The organism is Leptolyngbya sp. PL-A3, from assembly GCF_039962325.1.
Classification (GTDB): Bacteria; Cyanobacteriota; Cyanobacteriia; order Elainellales; family Elainellaceae; genus Vacuolonema.
Genome location: NZ_JAMPLB010000001.1, coordinates 383,001 through 408,257, shown reverse-complemented (window position 1 = coordinate 408,257; position 25,257 = coordinate 383,001). Strand labels below are relative to the sequence as shown.

Annotated in this window: 20 protein-coding genes; 6 read left to right on the top strand and 14 right to left on the bottom strand. The window is 51.6% G+C overall.

Annotation, left to right across the window (positions count from 1 at the left end):
• Positions 1 to 186: 186 nt before the first annotated feature.
• Positions 187 to 798, bottom strand: coding sequence for a hypothetical protein (locus tag NDI52_RS01705; protein ID WP_190774091.1), 612 nt, complete (start codon positions 796 to 798; stop codon positions 187 to 189).
• Between the two features lie 245 nt (positions 799 to 1,043).
• Between NDI52_RS01705 and NDI52_RS01700 the strand changes: the two genes are divergently transcribed.
• The 3 genes from NDI52_RS01700 (at position 1,044) to argF (ending at position 5,292) form a co-directional block, all read left to right on the top strand.
• Positions 1,044 to 3,149, top strand: a complete 2,106-nt coding sequence (locus NDI52_RS01700) for a S8 family serine peptidase (RefSeq protein WP_190774090.1) — start codon at positions 1,044 to 1,046, stop codon at positions 3,147 to 3,149.
• Between the two features lie 30 nt (positions 3,150 to 3,179).
• Positions 3,180 to 3,887, top strand: coding sequence for a lecithin retinol acyltransferase family protein (locus tag NDI52_RS01695; RefSeq protein ID WP_190774089.1), 708 nt, complete (start codon positions 3,180 to 3,182; stop codon positions 3,885 to 3,887).
• 481 nt (positions 3,888 to 4,368) lie between these two features.
• Positions 4,369 to 5,292 (top strand): ornithine carbamoyltransferase, encoded by a 924-nt coding sequence (argF, locus tag NDI52_RS01690; RefSeq protein WP_190774114.1) that lies wholly within the window; start codon positions 4,369 to 4,371, stop codon positions 5,290 to 5,292.
• 97 nt (positions 5,293 to 5,389) lie between these two features.
• On the opposite strand, the gene ispD is transcribed toward argF, so the two are convergent.
• The 8 genes from ispD to murC form a co-directional block, all read right to left on the bottom strand.
• On the bottom strand, positions 5,390 to 6,082 hold the full coding sequence (gene ispD / locus NDI52_RS01685) for a 2-C-methyl-D-erythritol 4-phosphate cytidylyltransferase (protein WP_190774088.1): 693 nt from the start codon (positions 6,080 to 6,082) through the stop codon (positions 5,390 to 5,392).
• 344 nt (positions 6,083 to 6,426) lie between these two features.
• Entirely contained in the window at positions 6,427 to 7,608 is a 1,182-nt protein-coding gene (locus tag NDI52_RS01680) for a zinc-dependent alcohol dehydrogenase (protein ID WP_190774087.1), read from the bottom strand.
• A gap of 105 nt (positions 7,609 to 7,713) precedes the next feature.
• Positions 7,714 to 8,406 carry an SRPBCC family protein gene (locus NDI52_RS01675; RefSeq protein WP_347280093.1) on the bottom strand — a complete coding sequence of 231 codons (693 nt, stop codon included), beginning with the start codon at positions 8,404 to 8,406 and terminating at the stop codon, positions 7,714 to 7,716.
• Between the two features lie 282 nt (positions 8,407 to 8,688).
• On the bottom strand, positions 8,689 to 10,335 hold the full coding sequence (locus NDI52_RS01670) for an acetolactate synthase large subunit (protein ID WP_190774086.1): 1,647 nt from the start codon (positions 10,333 to 10,335) through the stop codon (positions 8,689 to 8,691).
• A gap of 102 nt (positions 10,336 to 10,437) precedes the next feature.
• Positions 10,438 to 11,829 (bottom strand): NAD-dependent succinate-semialdehyde dehydrogenase, encoded by a 1,392-nt coding sequence (locus NDI52_RS01665; protein WP_190774085.1) that lies wholly within the window; start codon positions 11,827 to 11,829, stop codon positions 10,438 to 10,440.
• 406 nt (positions 11,830 to 12,235) lie between these two features.
• The gene (locus NDI52_RS01660; RefSeq protein ID WP_190774084.1) at positions 12,236 to 12,589 is read right to left on the bottom strand and encodes a YbaB/EbfC family nucleoid-associated protein; all 354 of its coding nucleotides are present in this window, start codon (positions 12,587 to 12,589) and stop codon (positions 12,236 to 12,238) included.
• Positions 12,590 to 12,803: 214 nt separating this feature from the next.
• Positions 12,804 to 13,838, bottom strand: a complete 1,035-nt coding sequence (gene murB / locus NDI52_RS01655) for a UDP-N-acetylmuramate dehydrogenase (RefSeq protein ID WP_190774083.1) — start codon at positions 13,836 to 13,838, stop codon at positions 12,804 to 12,806.
• A gap of 186 nt (positions 13,839 to 14,024) precedes the next feature.
• A complete protein-coding gene (gene murC / locus NDI52_RS01650) occupies positions 14,025 to 15,464 on the bottom strand; it encodes a UDP-N-acetylmuramate--L-alanine ligase (protein WP_190774082.1) in 1,440 nt (479 codons plus the stop codon).
• A gap of 285 nt (positions 15,465 to 15,749) precedes the next feature.
• Here murC and nadD point away from each other — a divergent pair, with 285 nt between their 5' ends.
• The 3 genes from nadD to NDI52_RS01635 all read left to right on the top strand — a co-directional run bounded on the left by nadD (position 15,750) and on the right by NDI52_RS01635 (position 19,570).
• Positions 15,750 to 16,451, top strand: coding sequence for a nicotinate (nicotinamide) nucleotide adenylyltransferase (gene nadD, locus NDI52_RS01645; RefSeq protein ID WP_190774081.1), 702 nt, complete (start codon positions 15,750 to 15,752; stop codon positions 16,449 to 16,451).
• A 597-nt stretch (positions 16,452 to 17,048) separates the two neighbouring features.
• Entirely contained in the window at positions 17,049 to 18,065 is a 1,017-nt protein-coding gene (locus tag NDI52_RS01640) for a type I glyceraldehyde-3-phosphate dehydrogenase (protein ID WP_190774080.1), read from the top strand.
• A gap of 110 nt (positions 18,066 to 18,175) precedes the next feature.
• Positions 18,176 to 19,570: a hypothetical protein gene (locus NDI52_RS01635; RefSeq protein ID WP_190774079.1), complete on the top strand. Its 1,395-nt coding sequence runs from the start codon at positions 18,176 to 18,178 to the stop codon at positions 19,568 to 19,570.
• Between the two features lie 357 nt (positions 19,571 to 19,927).
• Here NDI52_RS01635 and leuD read toward each other — a convergent pair whose 3' ends face one another.
• The 5 genes from leuD to NDI52_RS01610 form a co-directional block, all read right to left on the bottom strand.
• Positions 19,928 to 20,527, bottom strand: coding sequence for a 3-isopropylmalate dehydratase small subunit (gene leuD, locus NDI52_RS01630; RefSeq protein WP_190774078.1), 600 nt, complete (start codon positions 20,525 to 20,527; stop codon positions 19,928 to 19,930).
• Positions 20,528 to 20,590: 63 nt separating this feature from the next.
• Positions 20,591 to 21,790 (bottom strand): signal peptidase I, encoded by a 1,200-nt coding sequence (gene lepB / locus NDI52_RS01625; protein ID WP_348256312.1) that lies wholly within the window; start codon positions 21,788 to 21,790, stop codon positions 20,591 to 20,593.
• Positions 21,791 to 21,871: 81 nt separating this feature from the next.
• Positions 21,872 to 22,684 (bottom strand): SDR family oxidoreductase, encoded by an 813-nt coding sequence (locus NDI52_RS01620; RefSeq protein WP_190774076.1) that lies wholly within the window; start codon positions 22,682 to 22,684, stop codon positions 21,872 to 21,874.
• A gap of 14 nt (positions 22,685 to 22,698) precedes the next feature.
• Positions 22,699 to 24,102, bottom strand: coding sequence for a 3-isopropylmalate dehydratase large subunit (gene leuC / locus NDI52_RS01615; protein ID WP_190774075.1), 1,404 nt, complete (start codon positions 24,100 to 24,102; stop codon positions 22,699 to 22,701).
• Positions 24,103 to 24,449: 347 nt separating this feature from the next.
• Complete coding sequence (locus NDI52_RS01610) at positions 24,450 to 24,884, bottom strand: pentapeptide repeat-containing protein (RefSeq protein WP_190774074.1); 435 nt, start codon at positions 24,882 to 24,884, stop codon at positions 24,450 to 24,452.
• Positions 24,885 to 25,257: the final 373 nt, after the last annotated feature.

The window sequence follows — 25,257 nt, the reverse complement described above, 5'->3', positions numbered from 1 at the left end:
CTCCTGGGTATTTCTGAGTATGGGATAACCCCACTCTTAAATATATAGCGACAGCTATCCAGGATAAGAGAAGAGAGGGCAAGTACGTGGTACCTGCCCTCTCTTCTCTTATCCTGGATAGCCAATTGATAAGTTTAAGAAGCTGTGAGGGACTTGCGATCGCTCACAACTTCCGGATGTATCTCCTTAAGGGTTAGCAGGCAGGGTTGAGGTTGCACCACCTGTGGGAGGATAGGGAGAATCAACAAAACCCAATTCATATAATTGGCGGTAGGCCCGCTGCCCCAGATCCCGTGTGGGCTGCTGGCTACGCACAATTTGAATCAACAGCGGAACCGACAAATCCGGTTGGTTTTGAGCTCGGTGTACCAGGGCTAGTTGGTAGCTCGCCTCATCCCGTAGTTGGGTTGTGTCATACGCTTGACGGCGCAGAGTGTCGGCAACGCGAGCATCAACCCCGGTGAAGCTGCCAAGCAAATCTTGATAGAGGTTAGACAACTGGTTGAAGACCTGACGGGCTTCCTGAAGCTTGCGGGCCGCTACTTCATAATTTTCGTTACTCACAGCGGTTTGAGCCTCTTCCATCAGGCGCTGCCCATTGGCAATGCTTAGAATCCGATCATCCTGAATCAATGGACGGCCATCATCCGTTTGTTCGGGAAAAGCAGACGAATCGGGAACGGCGGGGGCAATGTTATCAGTGGTTTGAGCCAGTGCGCCATGGGCAACCAGAAAGCTCCCCGGAATCGTGGTCAAACCAATGAGTGCGAGAAGACGAAATGCTTTAGAAATCAGCATGGGAAGGTACGTGAAAGAGAGGATTCTGGAGATGAACCCGCTGATACAAGGTTCAATAGTAGCACCTTGTGGAAGGTCTTCCGGTTGACAATGGCAACCTAAATATTGTGGATCGACTGATCCGTGCAACAGCCCCAGGACAATGGACAATATGGAGTTTTGGTTAAAAGGAATCTGCTTCAATCCGGCTGGGAGCCAGTACACTGGAACCCGTGGAAGACCTAGGCTGTCAGGAGCGAAGCTTTATGACTGGGGCATTTGAGTCACCATTACCAAACTCTAATTCGCCGGGAGTGCGTGCCGGTCGGGAAGGATTGATTTTACAGCGGGGGGGCGAAGAACTGCGACTGGTGAAAGTGGACGATCGCTTCACCATTAGCATGCGCGAAGGGGTCGCCCCCCAGGCCATCACCCCAACCCTGATGCCGGAGTCAGTGATGGCTATCCCTTCAGTGGACTTATTACAGGTAGAGGTGGAGCCAGAACGGCTGGATGCTGTTATGGAGCAGGCCCGTCGCTCAGAAGCAGTGGCCTTTGCCAGCCACGTTTATCAAATTGAAAACAGCCCTGAAACCCTGGTCTACCTGACAGATGAGATAACGGTGCAGTTTGCCCCCCAGGTCTCGATGGATCAGATTCGGGCGATCGCCGCCGCCGTTGGCTTAGAAGGAATTAAACCGATTGAAGGCATCCCCCAGGCCTTTGTCTTTCAAGTGACCCTCCAGGCCCAGGAGAACCCGATCAAAATTGCCAATCATTTGATGCGTTACTCCGAAGTGTTGCTGACAGAGCCCAACATCGTGCTCCACAGTGAAAGGCTCTATCGCCCGCAGGATGAGGCTTATCGACGCCAGTGGTACCTGAGCGCGCAGGCCGGCAACCAGGTGGTCCGCGGGGCGGATATTTCCGTTGAAGCAGCCTGGGACATGACACGGGGGGAACGGTCGGTGGTCGTCGCCGTCACCGATGATGGGTTTGACCTGGCCCATCCAGATTTTCAGGGGTCAGGCAAAATTGTCGCCCCCCGAGATTTAAAGGAAAAGGATAACTTGCCCCTACCCCAGGGCAGCGAAAACCATGGCACCGCCTGTGCTGGGGTCGCCGTGGCGGAGGAAAACCGTACAGGTATTGTGGGAGTGGCTCCTGGGTGTAGCCTTCTGCCTCTTCGCACAACTGGTTTTTTGGATGATCGGGCGATCGAGGAGCTGTTTGATTGGGCTGTTCAGAAGGGAGCCTGGGTCATTTCCTGTAGCTGGGGAGCCAGTGCTGTATACTTTTCGCTTTCTCTGCGGCAACGGGCGGCAATTACACGAGCAGCCCGTCAAGGGCGCGGTGGCCGGGGCTGCGTCGTGGTTTTTGCTGCAGGTAATGCTAACCGTCCGGTAAATGGCAATGTCAACGAGCGCGGTTGGGCAGGCAATGTGGTGCGAGGTGAAACCAACTGGCTTAATGGGTTTGCGGTACATCCTGACGTGATTACAGTATCCGCCACTACGAGCCTGGGCAAAAAAGCAGCTTACAGCAATTGGGGCAATGCGATTTCTGTAGCAGCTCCGAGCAATAATGCACCGCCGGGGCTTTGGTTGGCCGAAACGGGGTATGTCTTTACGGGACCAGAAATTCGTACGGCCTTACCGGGATTAGGGGTAGTGACGAGCGATCGCCTTGGCCCCAGTGGCTACGAAGGCGGCGACCTGACCAGCACCTTTGGCGGCACCTCCAGCGCTTGCCCGGTGGTGGCGGGTGTTGCCGCTCTCGTACTCTCTATCAATCCTTTCCTGACCAGCCAGGAAGTGCGCCAAATTTTGCAGGATACCGCGGATAAGTTGGTAGATCCCGACCCCGATCCGCAACTGGGAAACCGCTTCGGCTCCTACGATGCCAATGGCTACTCCCAGTGGTTTGGCTATGGCAAGGTGAATGCAGCACGGGCAGTGAAATTGGCACGCGATCGCCTTCCCACCCCGCTCATCCCCAACCAATGGGTCAATCTGCAAAATACCACGGCTGTTGCTATCCCCGACTTCAATCTGCGGGGCATTACCAGCCTGATTCAGGCTCGTGAAACCCAACCACTTCGCGATCTGCGGATTACCGTCGAAGTCACCCACGAGTATCTGGGCGATCTCAGCATTCAACTTCAGCCGCCACAAGGTAATGCCATCCTGCTCCAGAGCCGCACGTTAGGCCAGGCCACACAGTTGCAATATACCTATTCCTTACAGACAACCCCATTGCTGCGATCGCTCCTTAACCAATCTCCCCGGGGCACCTGGCAATTGAAGATTACCGACAATGCCCCCGGTCATACTGGTACTTTGAGACGATGGCAGCTGAGTCTGGGTTTATAAAATGGAGTAGAGATTAGAGCATAAAAAACTATGGCCCGTGGTGACCAAATTTTCGTGATGCGTCCACTGCTAAACCTGGAAGGGGTTTATGAGCATCACGGTATTGACTGTGGCGATGGTACCGTCATTCACTACAGCAAGGCAGAGGCTGAGCCGACAATCCGCCGAACCCCCTGGAAAGATTTCTCTTGGGGGAATCCGGTATCGGTAAAGATGTACGCGGCAAGTTTTATTGATGATGTCGTGATTGAGCGGGCCGAGAGCCGCCTGGGGGAGCAGCAGTACAATCTGTTGACCAATAACTGTGAGCATTTCGCGACCTGGTGCAAGGTTGGCAAGAGCGAAAGCTTCCAAATCAGCAATTTTGGCCTCCCAGCCGAAACCCTGGAGCGCATGATTTCGGGGCGCACTGTGGATGCCGCAGCGCACGATGCCGATCCAATCCATGCACTGCATCTCTTCGATAACGCGCTGCAAAATACGGCGATCGCTCAAATGCAACTGGAAGCCCAACACCACCAGGCCGAGTCTGAGGCAGACACCTGGCACCGTGTTGCGATGCTCGCCCTTAAACAAGGGAAAGAAGATGCTGCCCGCGCTGCTTTGGAACGCAAAGTACAACAGAAAAAACGCATTCAGGAGTTGGAAGGCAACATGGCAGAGATGGGAACAATTACCCAAGATCTGCAAAACAATGTGGAATGGTTACAGAAACGCGCCGCTATCCAAAAAAGTTAATTCTTCAGTTGCAACAGCGTACAAGCGAGATTAAAACCATAGTAGACGCGAAACAATAATGCATCCCCTGCAAAATTCTTGAGCCGAGGAACTATACAAGTTGCAATGCCGAGTGCATTTAGATTGAGTGAGGTGTGGGAGACACATCCAGCAATTCTCATGATGAGCTCAAAGCCGAGAGTGCGCGCCCAACGGACGCGAACTCTCGGCTTTGAAGCCTGAAAACAGGACTTACGCAAGCCCGCTATCCATAGTGTATTTGTATTGTGGGTGGGGTGCGAAGCACCCCACCCACAATACAAATGCGTAACTGAAACTCAGATTTGTAGGTGCAACGGGCTTCATCTGCCACACTCACAAATCTGAAATAGACCCTATGCAACTTCTGGATAGACATTGCCTTCAAATTTGATTGTTTCTAGCCCCAAAACTTGCTAGTTTTTAGTCTTACTTCATTTCAGACGGGGCATCCTGCATGAGCATGGCAACGCTGCGTGGGCGCGATTTTTTGAGAATGACCGACTTCAGCGCTGAAGAAATTCGGCGGGTTTTGGCCCTGGCCGCAGACATGAAATCGGGGCGAACCGTTGTGCGGTGTGAAAAAGTTTTAGGGCTGTTGTTTAAAAAAGCATCCACCCGTACCCGAGTTAGTTTTTCGGTGGCCATGTTCCAGATGGGCGGTCAGGTTATTGACCTGAACACCAGCTTGACCCAGGTCAGCCGAGGCGAACCGACTCAAGACACTGCCCGTGTGCTCGATCGCTATGTGGATGTACTCGCCATCCGTACGTTTGAGCAGGCAGAGGTGGAGATGTTCGCCCACTATGCAAAAATTCCAGTCATCAACGCGCTGACGGATCTAGAGCACCCCTGTCAGGTCCTCGCAGATTTGCTGACCATCCAGGAGGAGTTCGGCCCCTCCCTGGAAGGACTAACTCTAACTTACGTAGGCGATGGCAATAACATGGCCCACTCTCTCATGTTAGGAGGGGCAATGATGGGGATGAATGTGCGGATTGCTTCCCCTGCCCAGTATCAGCCCCTTCCTGATGTTGTGGCGCAAGCACAGGCGATCGCCGGCGATCGCTCTCAGGTGATCGTGACGCAAGACCCAGTGCTGGCGGCGAAGGAAGCGCAGGTGCTCTACACCGATGTGTGGGCCAGCATGGGCCAGGAAGGGGAAGCCGAGGATCGCGTGCCGCTCTTCCAGCCTTATCAAATTAATGATGAGTTGCTAGCCGTAGCAGATCCAAAAGCGATCGTCCTGCACTGCCTCCCGGCTCACCGTGAAGAGGAAATCACTGAATCGGTACTGGAAGGGCCACAATCTCGCGTATGGGATGAAGCGGAAAACCGGCTCCATGCACAGAAGGCCTTGTTGGCCAGCTTGCTGGGTGTGAGCTAAACGTCTGGAGGCTGTGATGTGAAAGGCTGAAACGTTTGCGGGAGGGATGTTGTATACAATGCCCCTCCCACAAACGTTTCAGTCTTTTTGATCATCGTTAGCTGCGATCGAGGCGCTGTTGCAGAATGAAGTCGGCGATCGCTAAGTCCACTGGAGTTGTCACCTTCAAGTTTGTTTCCTCACCCGGCACGATGGTTACAGGCAGACCGCATTGCTCGAACAAAGCCGCATCATCGGTAACTTCCCAACCCTTGCGGATCCCTTCTTCGTGGCATTGCAGCAGTTTTTCCACCTCAAAGCCCTGAGGGGTTTGAGCGGCCCAAAGGTTCTGGCGATCGGGGGTACTTTCAATCACATGGGTACCCGCTTTCACGACTTTGATCGTGTCCTTGACGGGAACAGCCGCAATTAATCCCTGACAGGTCTGAATTGCTTCAGCACAGCGGTTAATTAAAGTAGGCGTGACCAGGCAACGAGCACCATCATGAATCAGCACATGCTCGGCAACTCCTGGCAACTCGCGCAGGCCGTTGTAAACCGACTCCTGCCGCGTCTTTCCACCCGGAATAAACCGGACTACTCGATTCAAAGACAGTTCTGAGACAATTTCCTTAAACTCAGGCCATTCCTCAGGCTGGGCCACAATACCAATCCAGTGAATGGATTCAGCGGCTTTAGCAGCCTTTAGGGTCCAGGCCATGATGGGTTTATTTTGCAGAGACATGAGCAGCTTGTTACGATCTCCGCCCATCCGTTTCCCTGAACCTGCTGCCGGAATTAAAAAATACAAGGTGTGGCCCTCCCATCACAGCCAATGCGTGCTCTATTGTCGGCCGTGGGATAAAAATTTACCGCCTCAGCCATTGCATTTCACGTTCAAATTTTATAGCCTTACGTCATCTGATTAAGACGGTTTAGTTTTTGAAAAACCACGCTCCACATGCTTTTTCAAAAACTAGATGGACGGATTCTGAGTGCGTAGCACTATACGCGGTTCATTAGCTTTCTAAGCAATGGCTTCAAGCCGCTCAAAATGAATGTTTGATTGAAGATGAGATCGCCAATACCCCCTAGCGACGAAAAAAAGTGCGGAGCGAAGCTCCGCACTTTTTCATAAAGACTTAAAGTTTGAATTTAGCTGGCGTTTTCCCAGGGTTTCAGCACGACTTTGATGCAGCTCTCCTGCTTGTCGCGGAAGATCTTGTACCCTCGGGGTGCTTCATCCAGAGGCATCGTGTGAGTAATGATGAATGACGGATCAATTTCACCATTCTGAATTCGTTCTAGCAAGGGGCCCATGTACTTCTGCATATGAGTTTGTCCCGATCGCATGGTCAGGGCTTTATTCACAAATGCTCCCATCGGCATCTTGTCGATGAAGCCGCCATACACGCCGGGAACGGACACCTTACCCCCCTTCCGACAGGCTACGATCACCTCCCGCAAAACGAGGGCGCGATCGGTTTCCATCCGGAAGGTCTGCTTCACCGCGTCATAGGCGGCCATGAATCCGGTACCGTGAGCTTCCATCCCTACCGCGTCAATGCAGCAGTCGGGGCCACGGCCTCCAGTCATTTCCTTCAGAGCAACGCCAGTTTCCACCTCTTCGTAGTTAAGGATTTCGGCACCACCGGCTTTTGCCAGTTCTAAGCGTTCAGGAATGCGATCGATCGCAATGACCCGCTCAGCTCCAAACATGAAGGCACTGCGAATGGCAAACTGACCGACTGGACCACAACCCCAAACGGCGACGGTATCCCCCGGCTCAATATCGCAATAGTCTGCTGCCATATAACCTGTGGGAAACACGTCCGTCAGGAAAAGTACCTGCTCATCGGTCATGCCATCGGGAACTTTCATGGGCCCGATGTCAGCATAGGGTACGCGGGCATATTGGGCCTGCCCTCCCGCATAGCCCCCCAGCAAGTGGGAGTAGCCAAACAAACCGGAAGGAGAATGGCCGTAAAGTTTCTCAGCCATCCACGCATTCGGGTTGGAATTGTCGCAGAGTGACCACAAGTCTTTCTGACAGAAGAAGCAGTTGCCGCAGGAAATGGTGAAGGGGACGACAACGCGATCGCCAATCTTCAAATTCTTCACAGCCGAACCCAACTCGACCACTTCCCCCATAAACTCGTGACCCAAAATGTCACCAGATTTCATGGTGGGAATGTAGCCATCATAAATATGCAAATCTGACCCACAGATGGCCGTCGAAGTAATTTTGATGATGGCATCCCGGGGGTTGAGAATTTTGGGATCTGGAACGTTATCGACGCGCACGTCTCCCGCTCCATGCCAGCACAATGCTTTCATAGAATGACTCCTGGAGTGTTTTGTGAAAATAATCAGTTTTGATCCCCCCAGTCCCCTCGTTAAGGGGGGTCGGATCTGACTCCCCCTTGGTAAGGAGTGAGGATCTTATGCACCTCGGGGCTGACCTTCATTCGTGGCAATTTCGCCCGCTTCCATCAGCATCTTGAAGCGAGCCAACTCATCGCCAATCTGCAGTTCGGGTTCTTCCCCAAAAAGGCGGGCCAACACTGCGGTTACCGCACCACCCGGAGGGCTGTATTCCATTACCACTTTCACCTCGGTGCCGCGATTCCCGGTAGCCGGCTGAAACCGCACAAATCCCGAGTTCTCGATATCGGCTCCAGGCAACGATGTCCAGGCAATTAGATGATTAGGCTCATCCGTAATAATTTCCGCGTCCCATTCCACTTCGGCATTGAGAGGCGCACTCGCCACCCAGTGAGAACGGTGCTCATCCGTTACGGTCACCGACTTCAGGTGCCGCATAAAGTGGGGCAAATTCTCAAAATTCCGCCAGAAGGAATAGAGCTCGTTGGCAGGGCGGTTGATGGTTACAGTCTTCTCGACACGAATAGCCTTATCTAAGCCAATGGCTTCTTGAATCTGGCCCAAAGCACTATCCCCTTTCGCACCCTGGTAGAGTAGTCCACCTCCAGCAACAGCGGTCAGCACGCCGCGCAGTGAGCGATCGCGCAATCCCATCAAGACCAGGGCTCCACCACCCAGTAGGGAAGCCCACCGTTCTACCTCACCCGCCTGCGGGTTTGTTGTCTGATTCTGCTTAACAGTCTCTTCCACGCGTTGTCTCCCATGTGGATGTTCGGGCGATCGCCCTGCTCACGAACACAGCAACGATCGTCTCTGCGATCACTATAGAAAGCCACTTATGGAGATACTTCGGTCAGAAGATAGAGAAAAGGTCATGCAGCGATCGCCACAGCTGTTCAGACAAAAACAGGACTTACACAAGCCAACTATACGTGGTGTATTTGTGTTGTGGGTGGGGTGCTTCGCACCCCACCCACAACACAAACGCGTAAGTCCTGAACTTTTTGTTCTAAGACAAAGCCCGAGTTGCTATTAAGTGATACAGCTCAGATCTCCAGCACGCTTGCTAAAACGAAGGTTCTCACTGTAATCAACGGGGCAGTCGATGATAGCAGGGCACTCATCCGCCAGAGCTTGCTTCAGTATGGGCACAAAGTCTGTGGCTGATTCCACCCGGTATCCTTTCACACCCATACTTTCCGCATATTTGACAAAATCGGGATTGCCAAACTTGATGAAAGACGACGAGCCAAAGTGGTTGTGCTGCTTCCATTCAATCAGGCCATAGCCGCCATCATTGAAGATGATGGTGACAAAGGGAGTTCCAACTCGCAAGGCCGTTTCAAGTTCCTGGGAATTCATCATAAAACCGCCGTCGCCCGTCACCGCAACAACCTTGCGATTAGGAGCCACCAGCTTCGCAGCGATCGCCCCGGGTATCGCAATTCCCATGGCAGCAAAGCCATTCGAAATGATGCAAGTGTTGGGGCGATCGCAATGGTAGTGTCGCGCCATCCACATTTTGTGGGCACCTACATCGGAAATCACAATATCCTCTGGCCCCATTACCTGACGCAGATCGTAAAGAAGCTTCTGCGGTTTTATAGGAAAGCCAGCGTCTTGGGCATGTTCCTCATAATCTGCCAGAATTTCGGGGCGCAGGCCAATAGCATAAGGTTCGGGACGACCGGAGCGATCGGCTCGCTTCAGGATTTCATTCAGAGAGTCGGTAATATCACCAATCACTTCTGCTAGCGGAATATAACTGCTATCAATTTCTGCCGGACACATATTGATGTGAACGATAGGAATATCGTGATTGGGATTCCAACGTTTTGGAGAATATTCGATCAGGTCATAACCAACGCAGATGACTAGATCTGTGCGATCAAAGCCGCAATTAATAAAATCTCGCTGTTGCAGACCCACCGTCCACAATGCCAACGGATGCGTATAAGGAATGACCCCTTTCCCCATAAAGGTATTCGCAACAGGAATATTGAGCTCAGTTGCAAAGGCCGTTAGCGCCTCGCTGGCGTTGCCCCGAATGGCTCCATTCCCGACCAGAATGAGGGGATTTTCGGCATTAGAAATAGCGTGGGCTGCCCGTTCAATGCTCTTGAAAGAGGCGTAAACCTTCTCAATTTCCTCTTTCCGCAAAGGCTGCCCCGTAGCCGGCATGGCCGCAATATTTTCGGGCAGATCAATATGGACGGCTCCCGGTTTCTCGCTCTGGGCGATTTTGAATGCCTTACGAACAATTTCAGGGGTGTTCGTGGGGCGCACAATTTGACTGTTCCACTTCGTCACCGGGGCAAACATCGACACCAGATCGAGGTACTGGTGTGACTCAATGTGCATACGATCGGTGCCGACCTGGCCCGTAATAGCCACCAGGGGCGCTCGATCCAAATTGGCATCCGCTACACCGGTCATTAAATTTGTGGCCCCCGGCCCCAGGGTAGAAAGACAAACCCCAGCTTTACCCGTTAGCCGCCCGTATACATCCGCCATAAATGCAGCCCCCTGCTCATGGCGAGTCGTGATGAACTGGACGGAGGATGTTTTCAGTGCTTCTAGCACATGCAGGTTTTCTTCGCCGGGGAGACCAAATACATACTCAACCTGCTCATTCTCCAGACATCGAATCATCAGCTCGGCGGCATTTTGATCAGTCATAGAAATTCCTTGCTATTCCCTAAAGTGAAGTGAAGCGAGGAGATAGGCTGAGGCCGCTTAGCACACATAGCAGCCTTAAGCCCATCTCCTAACAGATGGGGCTTATTGAATCCAAACGGTTTTGATGTTGACGAACTCGTGGATGCCCTCCCGACCCAGCTCTCGTCCATAGCCCGAGCGCTTGATGCCACCAAAGGGGAGGCGCGGATCGGACTTCACCATACTGTTGAGAAACACACAGCCTGACTCAATGTCGTTGACCAGGCGATCGCCCTCCTCGGGCACTTGAGTCCAGGCACTCGCACCCAACCCGAAGGGGCAATGGTTGGCCACTCGAATCGCCTCATCGACATCAGCCACTCGGAATACCATGGCGACGGGGCCAAAGAATTCCTCCTGGGCAATGGGAGCATCGATCGGCACCTCACTGAGGATGGTGGGAGGATAAAAGGTGCCAACCTTGAGGCGGGGATCAGCCTGAGTAGGGAGCTGGGAGCGATCGCCCCCTACTATTAACTGTGCCCCCTGTTCCACCCCAAGTTTCACTTGATGATCCAAATCTTCTAAAATGGCCGGGGTCGCCAACGGTCCAATCTCCACTTCAGGCAGCAACGGATCGCCCACCTTTAACGCCCGATAGCGTTCCGTCAGTTTTTCCAGGAATGTATCGTAGATAGAATCCTGCACAATAAAGCGCTTGGCCGCAATGCAAGATTGACCACTGTTAATCATGCGCGCCGTCACCGCGGTTGCTACAGCGGTTTCTAGATCCGCGCTTTCCATCACCACAAAGGGGTCACTACCACCCAATTCCAGTACGGTCTTCTTGATCCGCTGGCCACATTGGGAGGCAAGACTGGCCCCGGCCGGTTCACTGCCCGTTAGCGTGGCCGCTTTCACCCGCTCATCGGCCACCACTTGCTCGACCTGATTGGCACTAATCAATAACGTTTGAAAGACGTTGTCTGGGAACCCTGCCTGACGAATCACCTCTTCAATCGCCAGAGCCGACTGCGGCACGTTTGACGCATGCTTCAAAATCCCGACGTTCCCTGCCATTAAAGCCGGAGCGGCAAAGCGAAACACTTGCCAGAAGGGGAAGTTCCATGGCATCACCGCGAGGATAATTCCCAACGGTTGATACCGCACAAAGCTACGGCTGGCATCGGTGGCAATGGGAACGTCCGCCAAAAACTCAGCGGCATTGTCCGCATAAAAGCGGCAAACCCAGGCGGATTTTTCCACCTCTGCGATCGCCGCTTTAATCGGTTTCCCCATCTCCAGGGTCATCAGTTTTCCAAATTCCTCTTTGCGATCGCTCAAGACCTGAGCAGCGGCATTCAGCCAGCGAGCGCGATCAGCCATGGGCGTGTGGCGATACTGCTGAAAGGCCCGCTCTGCCTGGTCTAATTTGAGGGCGATCGCGTCGGAGGTCAGCGCATCAAATTCCTTCAGGGTTTCTCCGGTAGCCGGATTAATACTGGCGATCCCCATCGGCGCAAACTCCTTTAATTCTGCTGTTCGTCCCTATTTCTCAACTGTAACGCTCGGAATTGTGGGCCATGGGGAATGGGTGACAAGCAGCAACAAAAGTTCCAAAAACGTCTAGAAATGACTATATTCCGCAACTTCTTCAATATTTGTTAATAGGGCGATCGCTATCATTACCCGCAGGAGCGGGTTTAGCAAATCACCTCAGCCTGTGGCATTAACTTGCCAGCAAAACCCGCCCTTGGCAACGATTGGGTCCATGGAGAGGGCGGGTTCGAATGATGCGCCTGGTTGCGTGGTTTAGATATCGGCAAAACCCGCCCCTACAAGCGTTGCAAAACATTCAATATGCAAAATTGGGGAGGGCGATCGCACCCTCCCCAATCTCTGTAATCAATCTCAAAAAACCTTACATGCCAGGCATGTTCAGACCTAGACCGCCGGTCAATTCTTCCATCCGTTCGCGCATCGTGGTGGTGGACTTGTTGTAAGCATCTTTAGCAGCTGCCAGCACCAGATCCGAAAGAACTTCAGCTCCCTCACCCAGTACATCTGGAGAAATTTCAACGCGACGAGGTTCCTGGTTTCCAGTGAGGATAACCTTCACCATGCCACCACCTGCTTCGCCGGTGATCTCCATGACTTCCAGCTCTTCTTGCAGCCTCTTCGCGCCCTCTTGAACCTGTTGGGCTTTTTTGAAGGCTTCTGTCAGTTCCTTCATCTTGCCGAGGCCGAAGCCACCGAATCCTTGTCCTTTCGTCATAATGTCCTGTTCGCTCGTGATTGCGTTTGTTGGAATGCTAAAACCTTAGCACTTCTCCCAATGTAATTCCCATTTACCCGGATAGGGTCTGTATTTAAAGTTGCCTTTTCATGCACTGAACGCATAAAAGTCAACTCCCATTGGGAGGTTTGGGTTAAAAGCTGAGGACGCGATCGGAGCGATCGCTTAGCGTTTTTAGCTTGCCCTCTAATTCCTAAATAAATTCAAATTCCCCGATAACTTTGACCTCAGGCTCCAGCAACAAATTCCAACGGTGATCCACCTCTGTCTGAACGTGGCGAATCAGCCGCAAAATATCACTGGCGGTTGCCCGCCCACAGTTCAAGATGAAATTGGCATGGCGATGGGCCACCTGAGCATCTCCAATGCTGTAACCTTTTAGGCCCGTTTGCTCAATAAGCCAGCCCGCCGCCTGAGTGCCCGGATTGCGGAAGACGCTGCCACAACTGGGCATGTGATAGGGTTGAGTACGATGACGGTGCTCCTGGTGGGTGCGCGTGCGCGCCATTACCGTCTCCGGATCATGACCTGGCTGTAGCTGGAACGTCGCTTGCGTTACCAGGCGATCGCGGGTCTTTTGCAAACTCGATGTCCGGTAGGCATACCCCAACTCCTCAGGCCGCAGAATGCTCTGCTCTCCATCCAACGCCAAAACGTGAGTTTGCAAAAGCACATCGGCTGTACTGGAGCGATGCGCTCCCGCGTTCATCACCACAGCCCCGCCTACATTACCGGGAATTCCAACGGCCCATTCCATCCCACTCCAGCCCCGTTCTGCCACTTTCCAGGCCAGGGAAGGTAAGGGTTCTCCGGCCGCAACCGTGACCTGAGCCAATTTATCATCAAACTCAATATGACGCAGATGGCGGGTACAAATTACCAGCCCCGGCAAACCGCGATCGCTCACCAATAAATTAGACCCGGCTCCCAAAAGGGTTACAGGAATGCTGTGATCTTTTGCCCAGGCCACACTCATTTGCAACTCTTGCAAATTGCGCGGCATCGAGAACCACTCAGCAGGGCCACCCACGCGGTAGGAGGTGTAGCGTGCCAACGGTACATTCGGCTGAATGGTGAAATCAGAATGCGGTATTTTAACGGGCGATCGCTCAGCCCCCAGCACCCCTGCTGAAGATTGAGAGAGGGGCCGCAGAGCAGGCTCCGTCAAAACCGAAAGGGAAGCAGGAGCGGTAGGGAGTTCAAGGTCGGTAGTTTTGGGGGGAGTCATGGGTACGCCTGCAAGAAGTCTGGTGAGAACCGTAGGAGGAGGCTTCAGGGGTCAATGACAACGGTTAAGGGAGGAAGTTGAGCTTCAGTGTAATACCATCCTCCGGAAACGATTCAGTTCCGAAGTATTGATTTTTACGATAGAGATGCCATTCCCAAGGGACTATTACGGGGAGAATGCCCCGGTTTAAGTCAAACTCATCATTAAAGTTCCCGAATCCAGGTTTTGGTAATAGGTCAACAGGTCGGGAATGATGCGATTGAGATTACCAGCACCGAGAAATAGAACCAGATCACCGGGTTTTAACACCTGCTTTAGATGCTCAAAAACATCCTCAAGGGTTGGGCAGAAGTGGGCATCGGGTTGGTGTTGAGCGATCGCCTCTAACAACTGCTGACCGCTGATAGTGCCGGGGTTGGCTTCCCCTGCACTGTAAATATCGGTGGTGATAACAAGGTCAGCATCCTTGAAGGAATGCGCAAAGTCATTCAAGAAAACTTGAGTTCGACTAAACCGATGGGGTTGAAACACCGCCACCAGTCGTTGATGGGTTGTATCTGGGGAGTCTACACGCAACCGTGCTGCCGCCAAAGTTACCTGAATTTCGCTGGGGTGATGAGCGTAATCATCTACGAATAGAATGCCGTGGTATTCTCCCCGTCGTTCAAATCGCCGTCGTGCACCTTCAAACTCTGGCAAGATAGCAGCGATGGTAGCGAAATCAAGGCCTACTTTTCGGCCTACCGCGATCGCTGCTAAAGCATTGCTTAAATTGTGACGCCCCAACAACCGCAGGTTCAATACGCCCAGAACTTCACCCCGCTCCCAAATGCGAGCAGTAATACCATCAGCATGGTAGTCAACTTGGTCGGCGGTGTAGTCAGCTCCAGAGGCAGGATCGAGACTATAGGTAATGGCGGGACGAATGCGATCGCGAATGGTTTGACAATCCCAACTACCAATGACTACATCACATTGGTGGCTGAATTGTTCAAAAATTTGTATGACTTGATCAAGACTGGTGTAATGGTCAGGGTGATCAAGTTCGATATTGGTAATGACGCCAATGCTGGGGAACAACTTGATGAGCGAGCCGTCTGATTCATCAGCTTCTGCAACGAGATGAGAGCCTTGACCAACATGGGCATTCCCCTCCCAGGCTGCAACCTCACCTCCCACAATAATGGTTGGGTCAAGGCCTGCCTTTAAAAGCAAAAATCCAACCATGCTGCTGGTTGTGGTTTTGCCATGGGTACCTGCGATCGCAATTCCTTCAGCCTCTCGCACCAGAGCAGCCAATACATCTGAGCGATGATAGATCGGATAACCCAGACGTTGAGCCGCTAAAAATTCGGCATTATTCGGATTAATTGCTGTTGAACAAATAACTTGCGGAAGAGAGCCCGAAGACAGCATCTCATCTGTGGAGAAATTCGTTGCATCCTGGCTTGAAAAAATACGAACGCCTTGAGTTTCAAGCCGCTTCATGATGTCATTCAGACAAATATCTGAGCCAGAGACCGGCAGATTTCGCTTCGCCAGAACATGGGCGAGAGCGGACATCCCAATTCCACCAATACCAATAAAGTGGAACGGTCTCCCGCTGAGATCAACAGGATTCAACATCCGTGCTCCTTGCTTATCACACACCACACACCACACCAATATCACGCGTAATCATACCGTGAATCTATTAATTCTCAATGTTTCCCTATGGAGTTATCCTTCTTTAGAAGGAAATCTCTATCTTTAAGGGAATGCATCAAGATACCCTTTAATCGCATAAGAAATCCGGCATTTTTCACCTACTTTTCTAAAAAATTAAGTGAAATATATCAGCTTCCGGCAAAATACTGAGATTTACAGAGCCTGTCATAATGATGGCGACCTAAGTTAACGCTCTCTTCGAGCATGGCTGTTGATCATTTGCCTCACCCGTTAGAGCCGAATAACGTATCACCGCAACACCGAGGCATTTTTGGAGGCACGTTTAATCCACCCCATGCCGGGCATCTTCAAGTCGCTCAGGCTGCCCTGACTCAGGCCGGCCTAACTCAAGTTTTGTGGGTACCCACCTATCGACCTCCGCATCGTCGGGTAACGTCTCTCGTTTCTTTTGAACATCGCCTTGAGATGGTTCAACAGGCGATCGCACCCTTTGCTCCCTTCCATGCCTCTGCTGTCGAAGAGCAGCTGGCGTATTCCGCAGGAGGACCGTCCTTCGCTATCCACACCCTGACGCATCTCCAGCACCAATATTCCAAAAGCCATTGGTATTGGATATTAGGCTTGGACGCCTTCTGCACCCTACCCCGATGGCGACATCATCGAGAGTTAGTACCTCAATGTACCTGGCTGATTGCACCCCGCTCTGCTTCTTCGACAACAGTGCAGAATAAACCAGACGATTTTCAGCAAATTGAGGCGATCGCACACCTGTTCAAATCAGAAGGAATTTCTCTACGCTGGCATTTATTATCGATGCCCTCGATCGAAATATCGTCCAGTCTGATTCGACGGTATTGCGGCGATCGCCTTTCAATTTCTGGGTTGGTACCCATAGCCGTTGAGGACTACATCCATCGCTACAATCTCTATGGGGCAGATTCCTGAAAAATCAGATCAACTTAATCGTTTTATTACTGAGTTGGTATCCTCAGGTCGAAATGCTCTGAAATGCCCATTTTTGCACGCGCTTTGCGTATGCAACATGAGCGTTGTCGAGTGCCGTGCAACACGCGGCACTCGACAACGCCCTAAACCCGAATTTAAATTTGGTAATGGTTCTAAACCTGGAAATGGCGTGTGAACCCAAGGGGTTTGACTGACCTTTACTTCATACCCTATTTCCAAGTTTGAACTGCTTGCCAAGTTTTGGGCTTTCGTTGACAAGTGCAAGGACTCAGTCAAGCCGTTACAACAAGACAGAAGATGGGCATGGAAGCTAGAATTTTCCAGCATTACGGAGCATTGATAACACAAAGTTATCAATTAAACGGAGACTCTTTAGAAATTTGCTGAGTAAATTTACTCATTTATCTACGGGGATCACCATACCCATTTTTCGTCATTTTCCTACGATTTACTCCGGTTTTCTCGCTTTTAAGCTAGATTTCAACCTATTTTGATTACTCTTGAGAGCGTAAACCTTAAGAGTGTATGATCTGTTCCATTACAGGCGAATCATGAGAGATTTGAGGGCAAGACGCAGTGATTAGAGTAGCTATTAACGGTTTTGGGCGCATTGGCCGTAACTTTCTGCGGTGCTGGCTGACCCGGGAAAACAGTGGAATCGACCTTGTGGGGATCAATGACACCTCCGATCCTCGTACGAATGCCCACCTGCTGACCTATGACTCCATGTTGGGCAAACTGGATGCAGATGTTCAGGCTACCGATGACACCCTGATCGTCAACGGCAAAGTGATCAAGTGCGTCTCTGACCGCAACCCCCTCAACTTGCCCTGGGCTGCTTGGGACGTTGACCTGATCATCGAAGCAACTGGGGTATTTGTCAGCCATGAAGGTGCTTCAAAGCACATCCAGGCTGGGGCTAAGAAGGTTCTGATCACCGCTCCTGGTAAGGGTGCTGATGTTGGCACCTTTGTAGTAGGTGTTAACGAAGGCCAATACAAACACGAAGAATACGACGTCATCAGCAACGCCAGCTGTACCACCAACTGCTTGGCTCCTGTGGTGAAAGTGCTGCACGAAAACTTTGGCATCGTCAAAGGCACCATGACCACCACCCACAGCTACACCGGTGACCAGCGGTTGCTGGATGCCAGCCACCGTGACCTGCGCCGGGCTCGTGCGGCTGCACTCAACATTGTTCCAACCACCACTGGAGCTGCCAAAGCGGTTGCGTTGGTTATTCCCGAAATGGCTGGAAAGCTGAACGGTATTGCGTTGCGGGTACCCACTCCTAACGTTTCTGTTGTAGACCTGGTGGCTCAAGTTGAAAAGCCTGTGATTGCCGAGCAGGTTAACGAGGCTCTGAAGGGCGCTTCCCAGAATGGGCTGAAAGGCATTCTGGAGTACAGCGAGCTGCCTTTGGTGTCCTGCGACTACCGTGGAACCGACGCTTCCTCCATCATCGATGCTAGCCTGACCATGGTCATGGGTGGCGACATGGTGAAGGTTGTTGCTTGGTATGACAACGAGTGGGGCTATAGCCAGCGTGTTGTGGATTTGGCCGAAGTTGTTGCCAAGAACTGGAAAGCGTAAACAACGCATCATTACCATCTAAAACTTAAGCCTTCGACGCTCTCACAGGGTTTTTGTGGGAGCGTTTTTTGGCTATTGAGAGAACTTCCTCCACCCAGGAGAATTCGACCATGGCAAAAGAGCGTCAGGGATTGTCTTGTGCTTCCTTCGGCAAGGTAAATATGGGATGGTTCTGCTTCGTTAGCCTCTTTGTTGGCATGATGAAACGTTTTCTCCTTAGACTACTCTGTGTTGCCTTTGCAATCCTTTCAATGCTCTTGCTGGTAGATGGGCGATCGGCCTCCGCCTTGGGTAACAGCTTTGAGCTACTCACTCGCTACAACATTAGGGGTTCAGTCGCGGAAATTCTAGCAGCCAGCCCTGATGGCAATATTCTGGTGTTTACCAATGCAGGGGATTCTCAGATTGGTTTTATCGATATTTCCAATCCTGAAAGTCCAATACCTTTGAGAACTATTGAGGTACGTGGAGAACCAACCTCAGTCACGATTACACCGAATGGGCAGTATGCGATCGCCGCTGTCCTCGACAAGATTGACGTGAATGTTGGAGAAACAATTGCCGATCAAGCTCCTGGCACCCTAGTTTTTATCCGCTTGAGCAATCAAGAACTTGTAGCCCAAGTGCCGCTGCTTGGCATTGGCCCTGACAGTGTGGATATTTCACCGGATGGTTACAAACTTGTGGTTGCCATTGAGGATGAAGAAGATGTCGATCATCTGCCAGGTAACCGTCCTGGCGCCATTAACTTTGTCACTATTGACTACGACAACCCGGCTCATTCCCACGTAACGCCAGTTTCGATCAACCTGGCGGGGGTTGCTGGTTTAAATTATGTGGAGGATCCGCAACCTGAGTTTGTGAAATTTAGCCCTACTGGGGAAATGGTGGCGGTAACACTCCAAGAAAATAATGCGATCGCCCTCATTGACGTTAATACTGAACAAGTCGTGCGCATTTTTTCCGCAGGTATCAGCAATCATTTGGCCGACCTAACTGAGAATAGGAAGATTCGTTTGACGGAAGCTTTTGCAGGTCGTCGAGAGCCGGATGCGATCGCTTTCACTGCCGATGGAAATTATTTAATTACAGCAAATGAGGGGGACACTAAATACGCCACGTTTGGAGACGATCTCTGGTCTGGAGGGCGGGGATGGAGCATTTTTGACTTACAAGGAAATGTAATTTACGACAGCGAAGATGTTGAACTGCTGGCTGCACAGAAGGGCCGCTATCCCGACAAGCGTTCTAAAAACCGGGGGGTTGAAATGGAAGGTGTGGCTGTTGGTAACCACAGCGATTGCCCTGTAGCGTTTATAGGAGCTGAGCGAGGGAGCTTTTTGGTAGCTTACGACCTGAGCAATATTCGGACTCCCCAGCTGATTGGTTTTATGCCTACGGGTCAGTCGCCAGAGGGGGTGCTGTTTATTCCGTCTCGCGGTCTGGTGTTAACGGCCAATGAAGGGGATGGGACTGTAGATATTTTTCAGTTCAATGGGTGTTAGGGGCGATCGCTACGGAAATATTACGAAGTCTCTATCGCTTTTTGGGAAGGGTGGTTTGGTTGCAAGAGTGTGGCTTGGAGGCGCGTCGCCCTCCAAACCTCCCGACTGGGGGACGGGTTGTCCCTCCCCCAGACCCCCCAGACAAGGAGGCTTTGCAGGGGAGGTGTTAGGCCGCTTCGCATCGGTGGGGTTTGGATCAGGTCTGGGTGATGTAGTTGCACTCGGTTAGATCTAGCTTCTAGACAAAGAGAGCATGCGGTATCTTCACCGCACGCTCTCTTTATTTTTGATTACAGGAGTATTTTGGTGTCCCCTTGGGAAGGGGTGCTTTATCTGAACAGGAACAAAATAACGAAATTAGGCAGTTGCCTTCCAGGTCATGTAGGGTAGGTGTGCTGCGGTGGCCTTAATTTGTTCGCCCTGGGCTATCAGTTGGCCGGTAGCATCCCAGCTTCCAGATAGGAACATTTGCCGGGGGCCAGCACCCATTTCTACTGCGACGGTGAGGTCGCCACAGGTGGCTTGCATAGTGTCCAGGTTTAAAGTGACGGGTGCTTGGGGATTGGCAGCGATCGCCCCCTGTAATGCTTTCACCCCTTCAGCATTGGCAGTAACGCAGGGAATTCCCATCGCTACGCAGTTGCCAAAGAAAATTTCAGCGAAACTTTCGCCGATTAGGGCTTTGATGCCCCATTTGGCGATCGCTTGAGGAGCGTGCTCCCGGGACGAACCACAGCCGAAGTTACGATTCACAACCAGAAGTTCGGCTCCCTGATATTGGGGTTGATCGAAGGGGTGTTCGCCCTGAAGCTGGGCGCGATCGTCTTCAAAAGCATGCTCACCCAGGCCGTCAAACGTCACGCATTTGAGAAAGCGAGCAGGAATGATGCGATCGGTGTCGATATCGTCTCCAACTAAAGGAATGGCACGACCAGATACGGTAACAACTTGGCTCATCGTTCAATTCTCCAATTCAACAAAATAAGATGAAATCTCTGAATATCCAGCCCGAATTTGGCATTATTCCAAACTGGATTTTAGGCTCCGTGATCGATGTAAAGGCCAGAAAATTTTGCTGGCTCGACCTATAATGTTCTCGCGCGGAACATATCCCCAAAAGTGACTATCGTAGCTGTTATTGCGATTGTCACCTAAAACAAAATAAGAATTTTCTGGAACAACTTCTGGCCCCCATTCATAGGTTGGTGCATAGTCAGCAGGAATATAATTCTCTTCAAGGGGCTGGCCATTGATATAGACTTTTTGGTCTTTCACTTGAACCTGCTCACGGGGCAAGCCAACAATCCGTTTAATGAGGTCATCCGTTACAGCAGGATTGGCTTGCTTGAGCCCTTCTGGCGGTGAGAAAACGACAACATCACCGCGTTGTGGAGATTGAGTTTGATAGGTAACTTTTTCAACAACTAGGCGATCGTTAACAGCCAACGTTGGAAGCATCGCTTCCGATGGGATATAACGTGCTTCTGCAATATTTCTTTGAAGTTTAGAGGCCGAGGCAAAAGGTAATAGACCTGTCAAAACTACAAACAAACAAATCAACGCAATTGTTTTTTTAGAACGTTCTCGACGAGCAGGAGCAGCCGTATAAGTAATGTATGCAATGACCGCAAACCATAAAGGAGTCAGGACTGGATTGACCAATTCAGAGATAGCAATAATGATGATCGACAGAATAAATAATCCCAACCCAATTAGAATCTTGCGGAAATAAAGGTGTCCTAAGCCAGGAATCAGGTTCGATAGAAAGACTCCTAGCCAGGGATCTTTAACACCTTTTCGTTGTTGTTCGAATGCAGTTGCATTGGCCCGTTTTGCGCTGGCGTGGGCGTCAAACAGGTTAACGAACCATAGAAGAAGGGCGGCCCCTATCCCAACTAAAATCGTCAAACCATTGCCAGCATCACTGATTAAAGCCCAGAGGAAAATTCCTATCGAAAGTATATAGGCCAGTAAAAACACAAGACCCCGTACCCTGGCTCCAGCATAGAACTGTCCAATCCCTGGTAGAGCATGGGACAAAAGAACCGCAAGCCAAGGTTCTTTACCTTTGACCGTCGGTACAGATGCTTCACTAGACGCACTCATGGTCTTACTTGGAAGGAGGAAAAGTTTAGTTTTTTTGATGAAGTCGGGATTTTTACGGAGTGCTTTGAGATAGTCGAGTCGAGACAGCAGCAAGCAGGGCAATACACCCAGCAAGCTGACCAGGAAGGGGAATCAGCAGATAAAGAGCGCAGGAAGCGCAATCGCGATCGCCCCTCACCCGATCAAATCCTGCCCCTACCTCGTCATAATTTGACGCACAAGCCACCGACGTAAACTATCCGGCAACAAGCGTGTCAGTAGGAGAGCCCCCGCATTACCCCCAGCAGGATAGCGGAGGCGATCGCTCCCATCCGTTGCAGCCCGATAAATTACCCGAGCCGTAACCTCTGGCAGTGATCCCTGCTCCCCTGAACGACGCAGGTTGGGCATGACCCGTTCGACAAATTGGTCATAGGCGGATAGCCCCGGCTGATGAGCGATGTCTGCTGAGCGATCGTAAAAATCCGTTTTGATTGGTCCAGGCTCAATTAGCTTGACGCGTATGTTGAACGGTGCCAACTCGTACTGCAACGCTTCCGAGAAGCCTTCTACAGCCCACTTGGTGCCGTGGTAAAGGCTATAGAGCGGAAAGGCAAGACGACCACCAATAGACGAGACATTGATCAGTAGACCTGACTGGCGATCGCGCCAGTGGGGTAATACCGCCCGTGTCACATTCATCAACCCAAATACATTCGTGTCGAATTGCCGTTGAATTTGTTCTGGAGATGTGGCCTCAAATGGCCCCAATAGACCGTATCCAGCATTATTGATGAGCACATCAATGTGCTGAAATTTCTCCAGGGCAGTGGCGATCGCCCCTTCCACAGACTCCGGTTGGGTGACGTCCAGGGGCAGGCAGACCACCCGCTCCAGGACAGCTAAGTTGGTGGCTTTGTCAGGCGATCGCATGGTCGCCGCCACATTCCAGCCGTTTTGCTGAAACAACTTAGCTGTCGCTAATCCAATTCCCGAGGAAGCTCCTGTAATCAGAACCGTTTTAGGCATGGAGCGGGCTCAGGCTACAGCAGTTCACGGACATCTGTGACTTGACCTGCGATCGCCGCTGCTGCCACCATCGCCGGGCTCATCAACAATGTCCGCCCCGAGGAAGAACCCTGCCGCCCCTTAAAGTTGCGGTTTGAGGACGACGCACTGATTTGCCGCCCAACCAGCTTGTCAGGATTCATAGCCAGACACATCGAACAACCAGCTTCTCGCCATTCAAAACCGGCCGCTTCAAAAATTTTGTCTAAACCTTCCGCTTCGGCTTCCTTCTTCACACGCTCAGAGCCAGGTACGACAAAGGCTTTGATCCCTTCAGCTACGGTTCGGCCTTTGGCAACCTTAGCGGCTTCCCTCAGATCGCTGATGCGGCCATTGGTGCAACTGCCAATGAAGCAGACATCCACTTTCGTACCTTTAATCGCGACACCCGGTGCCAGATCCATGTACTGATAGGCTTCCTCGGCAACAAACCGATCCTCTTCGGGCAACGAAGCAGCAGCGGGAATGGTTTCGCTCACGCCAATACCCTGGCCGGGGGTGATGCCCCAGGTGACAGTCGGTTCAATCTCAGCGGCATCAAAGACGACAACATCGTCATATTCAGCATTGGCATCGCTAGCGATACTGCGCCACCATTCGACAGCCTGATCCCAATCAGCGCCCTTAGGTGCAAAGTCACGGCCTTTCAGGTATTCAAAAGTCGTGTCGTCGGGGTTGACGTAGCCGCAACGAGCGCCGCCTTCGATCGCCATGTTGCACACGGTCATCCGCTCTTCCATGGTCATCGACTCAAAGGTGGTGCCAGCAAACTCGTAGGCATAACCCACGCCACCTTTTACACCCAGCGTACGGATGATATGCAGCACAACATCCTTCGCATAAACACCAGGACGCAGCGTCCCGTTCACTTCTACCTTACGAACTTTCAGCTTCGCCAGAGCTAGAGTTTGGGACGCCAATACGTCGCGGACCTGACTGGTACCGATACCGAAGGCGATCGCCCCAAACGCGCCATGAGTAGACGTATGGCTATCTCCACAGGCAATGGTCATGCCTGGCTGGGTCAACCCCTGCTCCGGTGCAATGACGTGAACAATACCCTGATTTCCCGAGCCAATGTTGTAGAAGCGGATGCCATTATCTTTTGCATTACGCTCCAGTTCCAGCATCATTTCTTCTGCCAGACTGTCTACAAAAGGGCGGGCCTGATTTTCAGTTGGAACAATGTGGTCAACGGTGGCAACGGTACGCTCCGGAAACATCACCTTCAGCCCCCGCTCCCGCAGCATGGCAAACGCTTGCGGGCTGGTGACTTCGTGGATCAGGTGCAGACCAATGAAGAGTTGCGTCTGCCCGGAGGAAAGGGTGCCAACGGTATGCAAATCCCAAACTTTATCGAATAATGTACCTTTGCTCATAACCGTGGTGCCAGTGTCTCAAGGATTCGGATGGGGTCTCAGCCAATCGATAGGTGCGATCGGGTATAACCCATGCTAATCACAGTAGACGAGCTTCTGAAGGATGTCCAATATATGGTTTTTAGTGTATTAAGATCTTATAGATATTAATGTGTTTTTCTTGGGGTTGTTTTTGCGATCGCTTCATTGCTCCTGCACAGCTCTAGGTTCTGTCTTAAAAGTGCCTTGAAGCCCTGTCTACTCCTACAAGCAGAGCTTAAAGGCACTTCTAAAAGACAGCCTAATAAGAGAAAACGCGGCGCTTTGCACCGCGTTTTCTCTTATTAAAGTGATGAAATCAATGCCGATCAGTCGCTACCGATGCTGATACCACTACCACCAACCTCGGCTCCGGCCAGATTGACGTTAGTCAGGATAGTACCTTCGGTCTGAGCGTTATAAGCGACCGCATCGGTCATATCGACATTAGCCAAGTTTGCTCGATTGAAGACCGCATTGCTGGCGAATGTCCCTGTCATCGTAGCCCCTTGCAGGTTTGCCCCCGTAAGATCGGCTCCTTCTAAATTCGCATCCGACAGATCTGCACCCCGTAGGTTGGCATTCCGCAAATCGGCCCCAATCAAATGAGTACCACTTAAATTAGCACCACTGAGGTCGCAAGATGCACAGGCCCCTGTCTCCAATAACTGTTGCAAGTCCGCGGGGTCTTCGGCGCGAGCAGATTGAGCAGTCATTAACAGCCCTGTAGAGAGAAGGGCAACCGCCAAGATTTGAGTTCTCATAGGAACCTCCGAAGAATTCAGCAGGAGGTGGAGGTGTCAACTCCACTATTAATGTGGCACACCCTCAAGGGGACCGCCGTCCTGCCAACGGATGAACCAGTCGAGCCCAACCGATAGAGCTACGGTCCCCCTAAAGCACTACCGCTTGGCACTTCCCGATTACAGACTTTCATAAAAAACATCACTAATTGCTGATGCCCTTTAGCAGCTCGTGCTTCATCACACCAATTTTGCCAAGGGAAATGTAGCGAACGAAGCCCGCCACATTTCCCTTGGCAAAATTGGTGACCCGTCAAAATTCTTATGGTGGGCTATTAGTACTCGGCGGATTTAAGTTTGCCCCTGTCTAATGGTGTGGAGTGCGAAGTACCCA

Coding starts and splice junctions, on each gene's coding strand:
- NDI52_RS01705 (WP_190774091.1), bottom strand. CDS start 798: ATGCTGATTTCTAAAGCATTTCGTCTTCTCGCACTCATTGGTTTGACC.
- NDI52_RS01700 (WP_190774090.1), top strand. CDS start 1,044: ATGACTGGGGCATTTGAGTCACCATTACCAAACTCTAATTCGCCGGGA.
- NDI52_RS01695 (WP_190774089.1), top strand. CDS start 3,180: ATGGCCCGTGGTGACCAAATTTTCGTGATGCGTCCACTGCTAAACCTG.
- argF (WP_190774114.1), top strand. CDS start 4,369: ATGGCAACGCTGCGTGGGCGCGATTTTTTGAGAATGACCGACTTCAGC.
- NDI52_RS01680 (WP_190774087.1), bottom strand. CDS start 7,608: ATGAAAGCATTGTGCTGGCATGGAGCGGGAGACGTGCGCGTCGATAAC.
- NDI52_RS01670 (WP_190774086.1), bottom strand. CDS start 10,335: ATGACTGATCAAAATGCCGCCGAGCTGATGATTCGATGTCTGGAGAAT.
- NDI52_RS01665 (WP_190774085.1), bottom strand. CDS start 11,829: ATGGGGATCGCCAGTATTAATCCGGCTACCGGAGAAACCCTGAAGGAA.
- NDI52_RS01660 (WP_190774084.1), bottom strand. CDS start 12,589: ATGACGAAAGGACAAGGATTCGGTGGCTTCGGCCTCGGCAAGATGAAG.
- murB (WP_190774083.1), bottom strand. CDS start 13,838: ATGACTCCCCCCAAAACTACCGACCTTGAACTCCCTACCGCTCCTGCT.
- murC (WP_190774082.1), bottom strand. CDS start 15,464: ATGTTGAATCCTGTTGATCTCAGCGGGAGACCGTTCCACTTTATTGGT.
- nadD (WP_190774081.1), top strand. CDS start 15,750: ATGGCTGTTGATCATTTGCCTCACCCGTTAGAGCCGAATAACGTATCA.
- NDI52_RS01635 (WP_190774079.1), top strand. CDS start 18,176: ATGGCAAAAGAGCGTCAGGGATTGTCTTGTGCTTCCTTCGGCAAGGTA.
- leuD (WP_190774078.1), bottom strand. CDS start 20,527: ATGAGCCAAGTTGTTACCGTATCTGGTCGTGCCATTCCTTTAGTTGGA.
- NDI52_RS01620 (WP_190774076.1), bottom strand. CDS start 22,684: ATGCCTAAAACGGTTCTGATTACAGGAGCTTCCTCGGGAATTGGATTA.
- leuC (WP_190774075.1), bottom strand. CDS start 24,102: ATGAGCAAAGGTACATTATTCGATAAAGTTTGGGATTTGCATACCGTT.
- NDI52_RS01610 (WP_190774074.1), bottom strand. CDS start 24,884: ATGAGAACTCAAATCTTGGCGGTTGCCCTTCTCTCTACAGGGCTGTTA.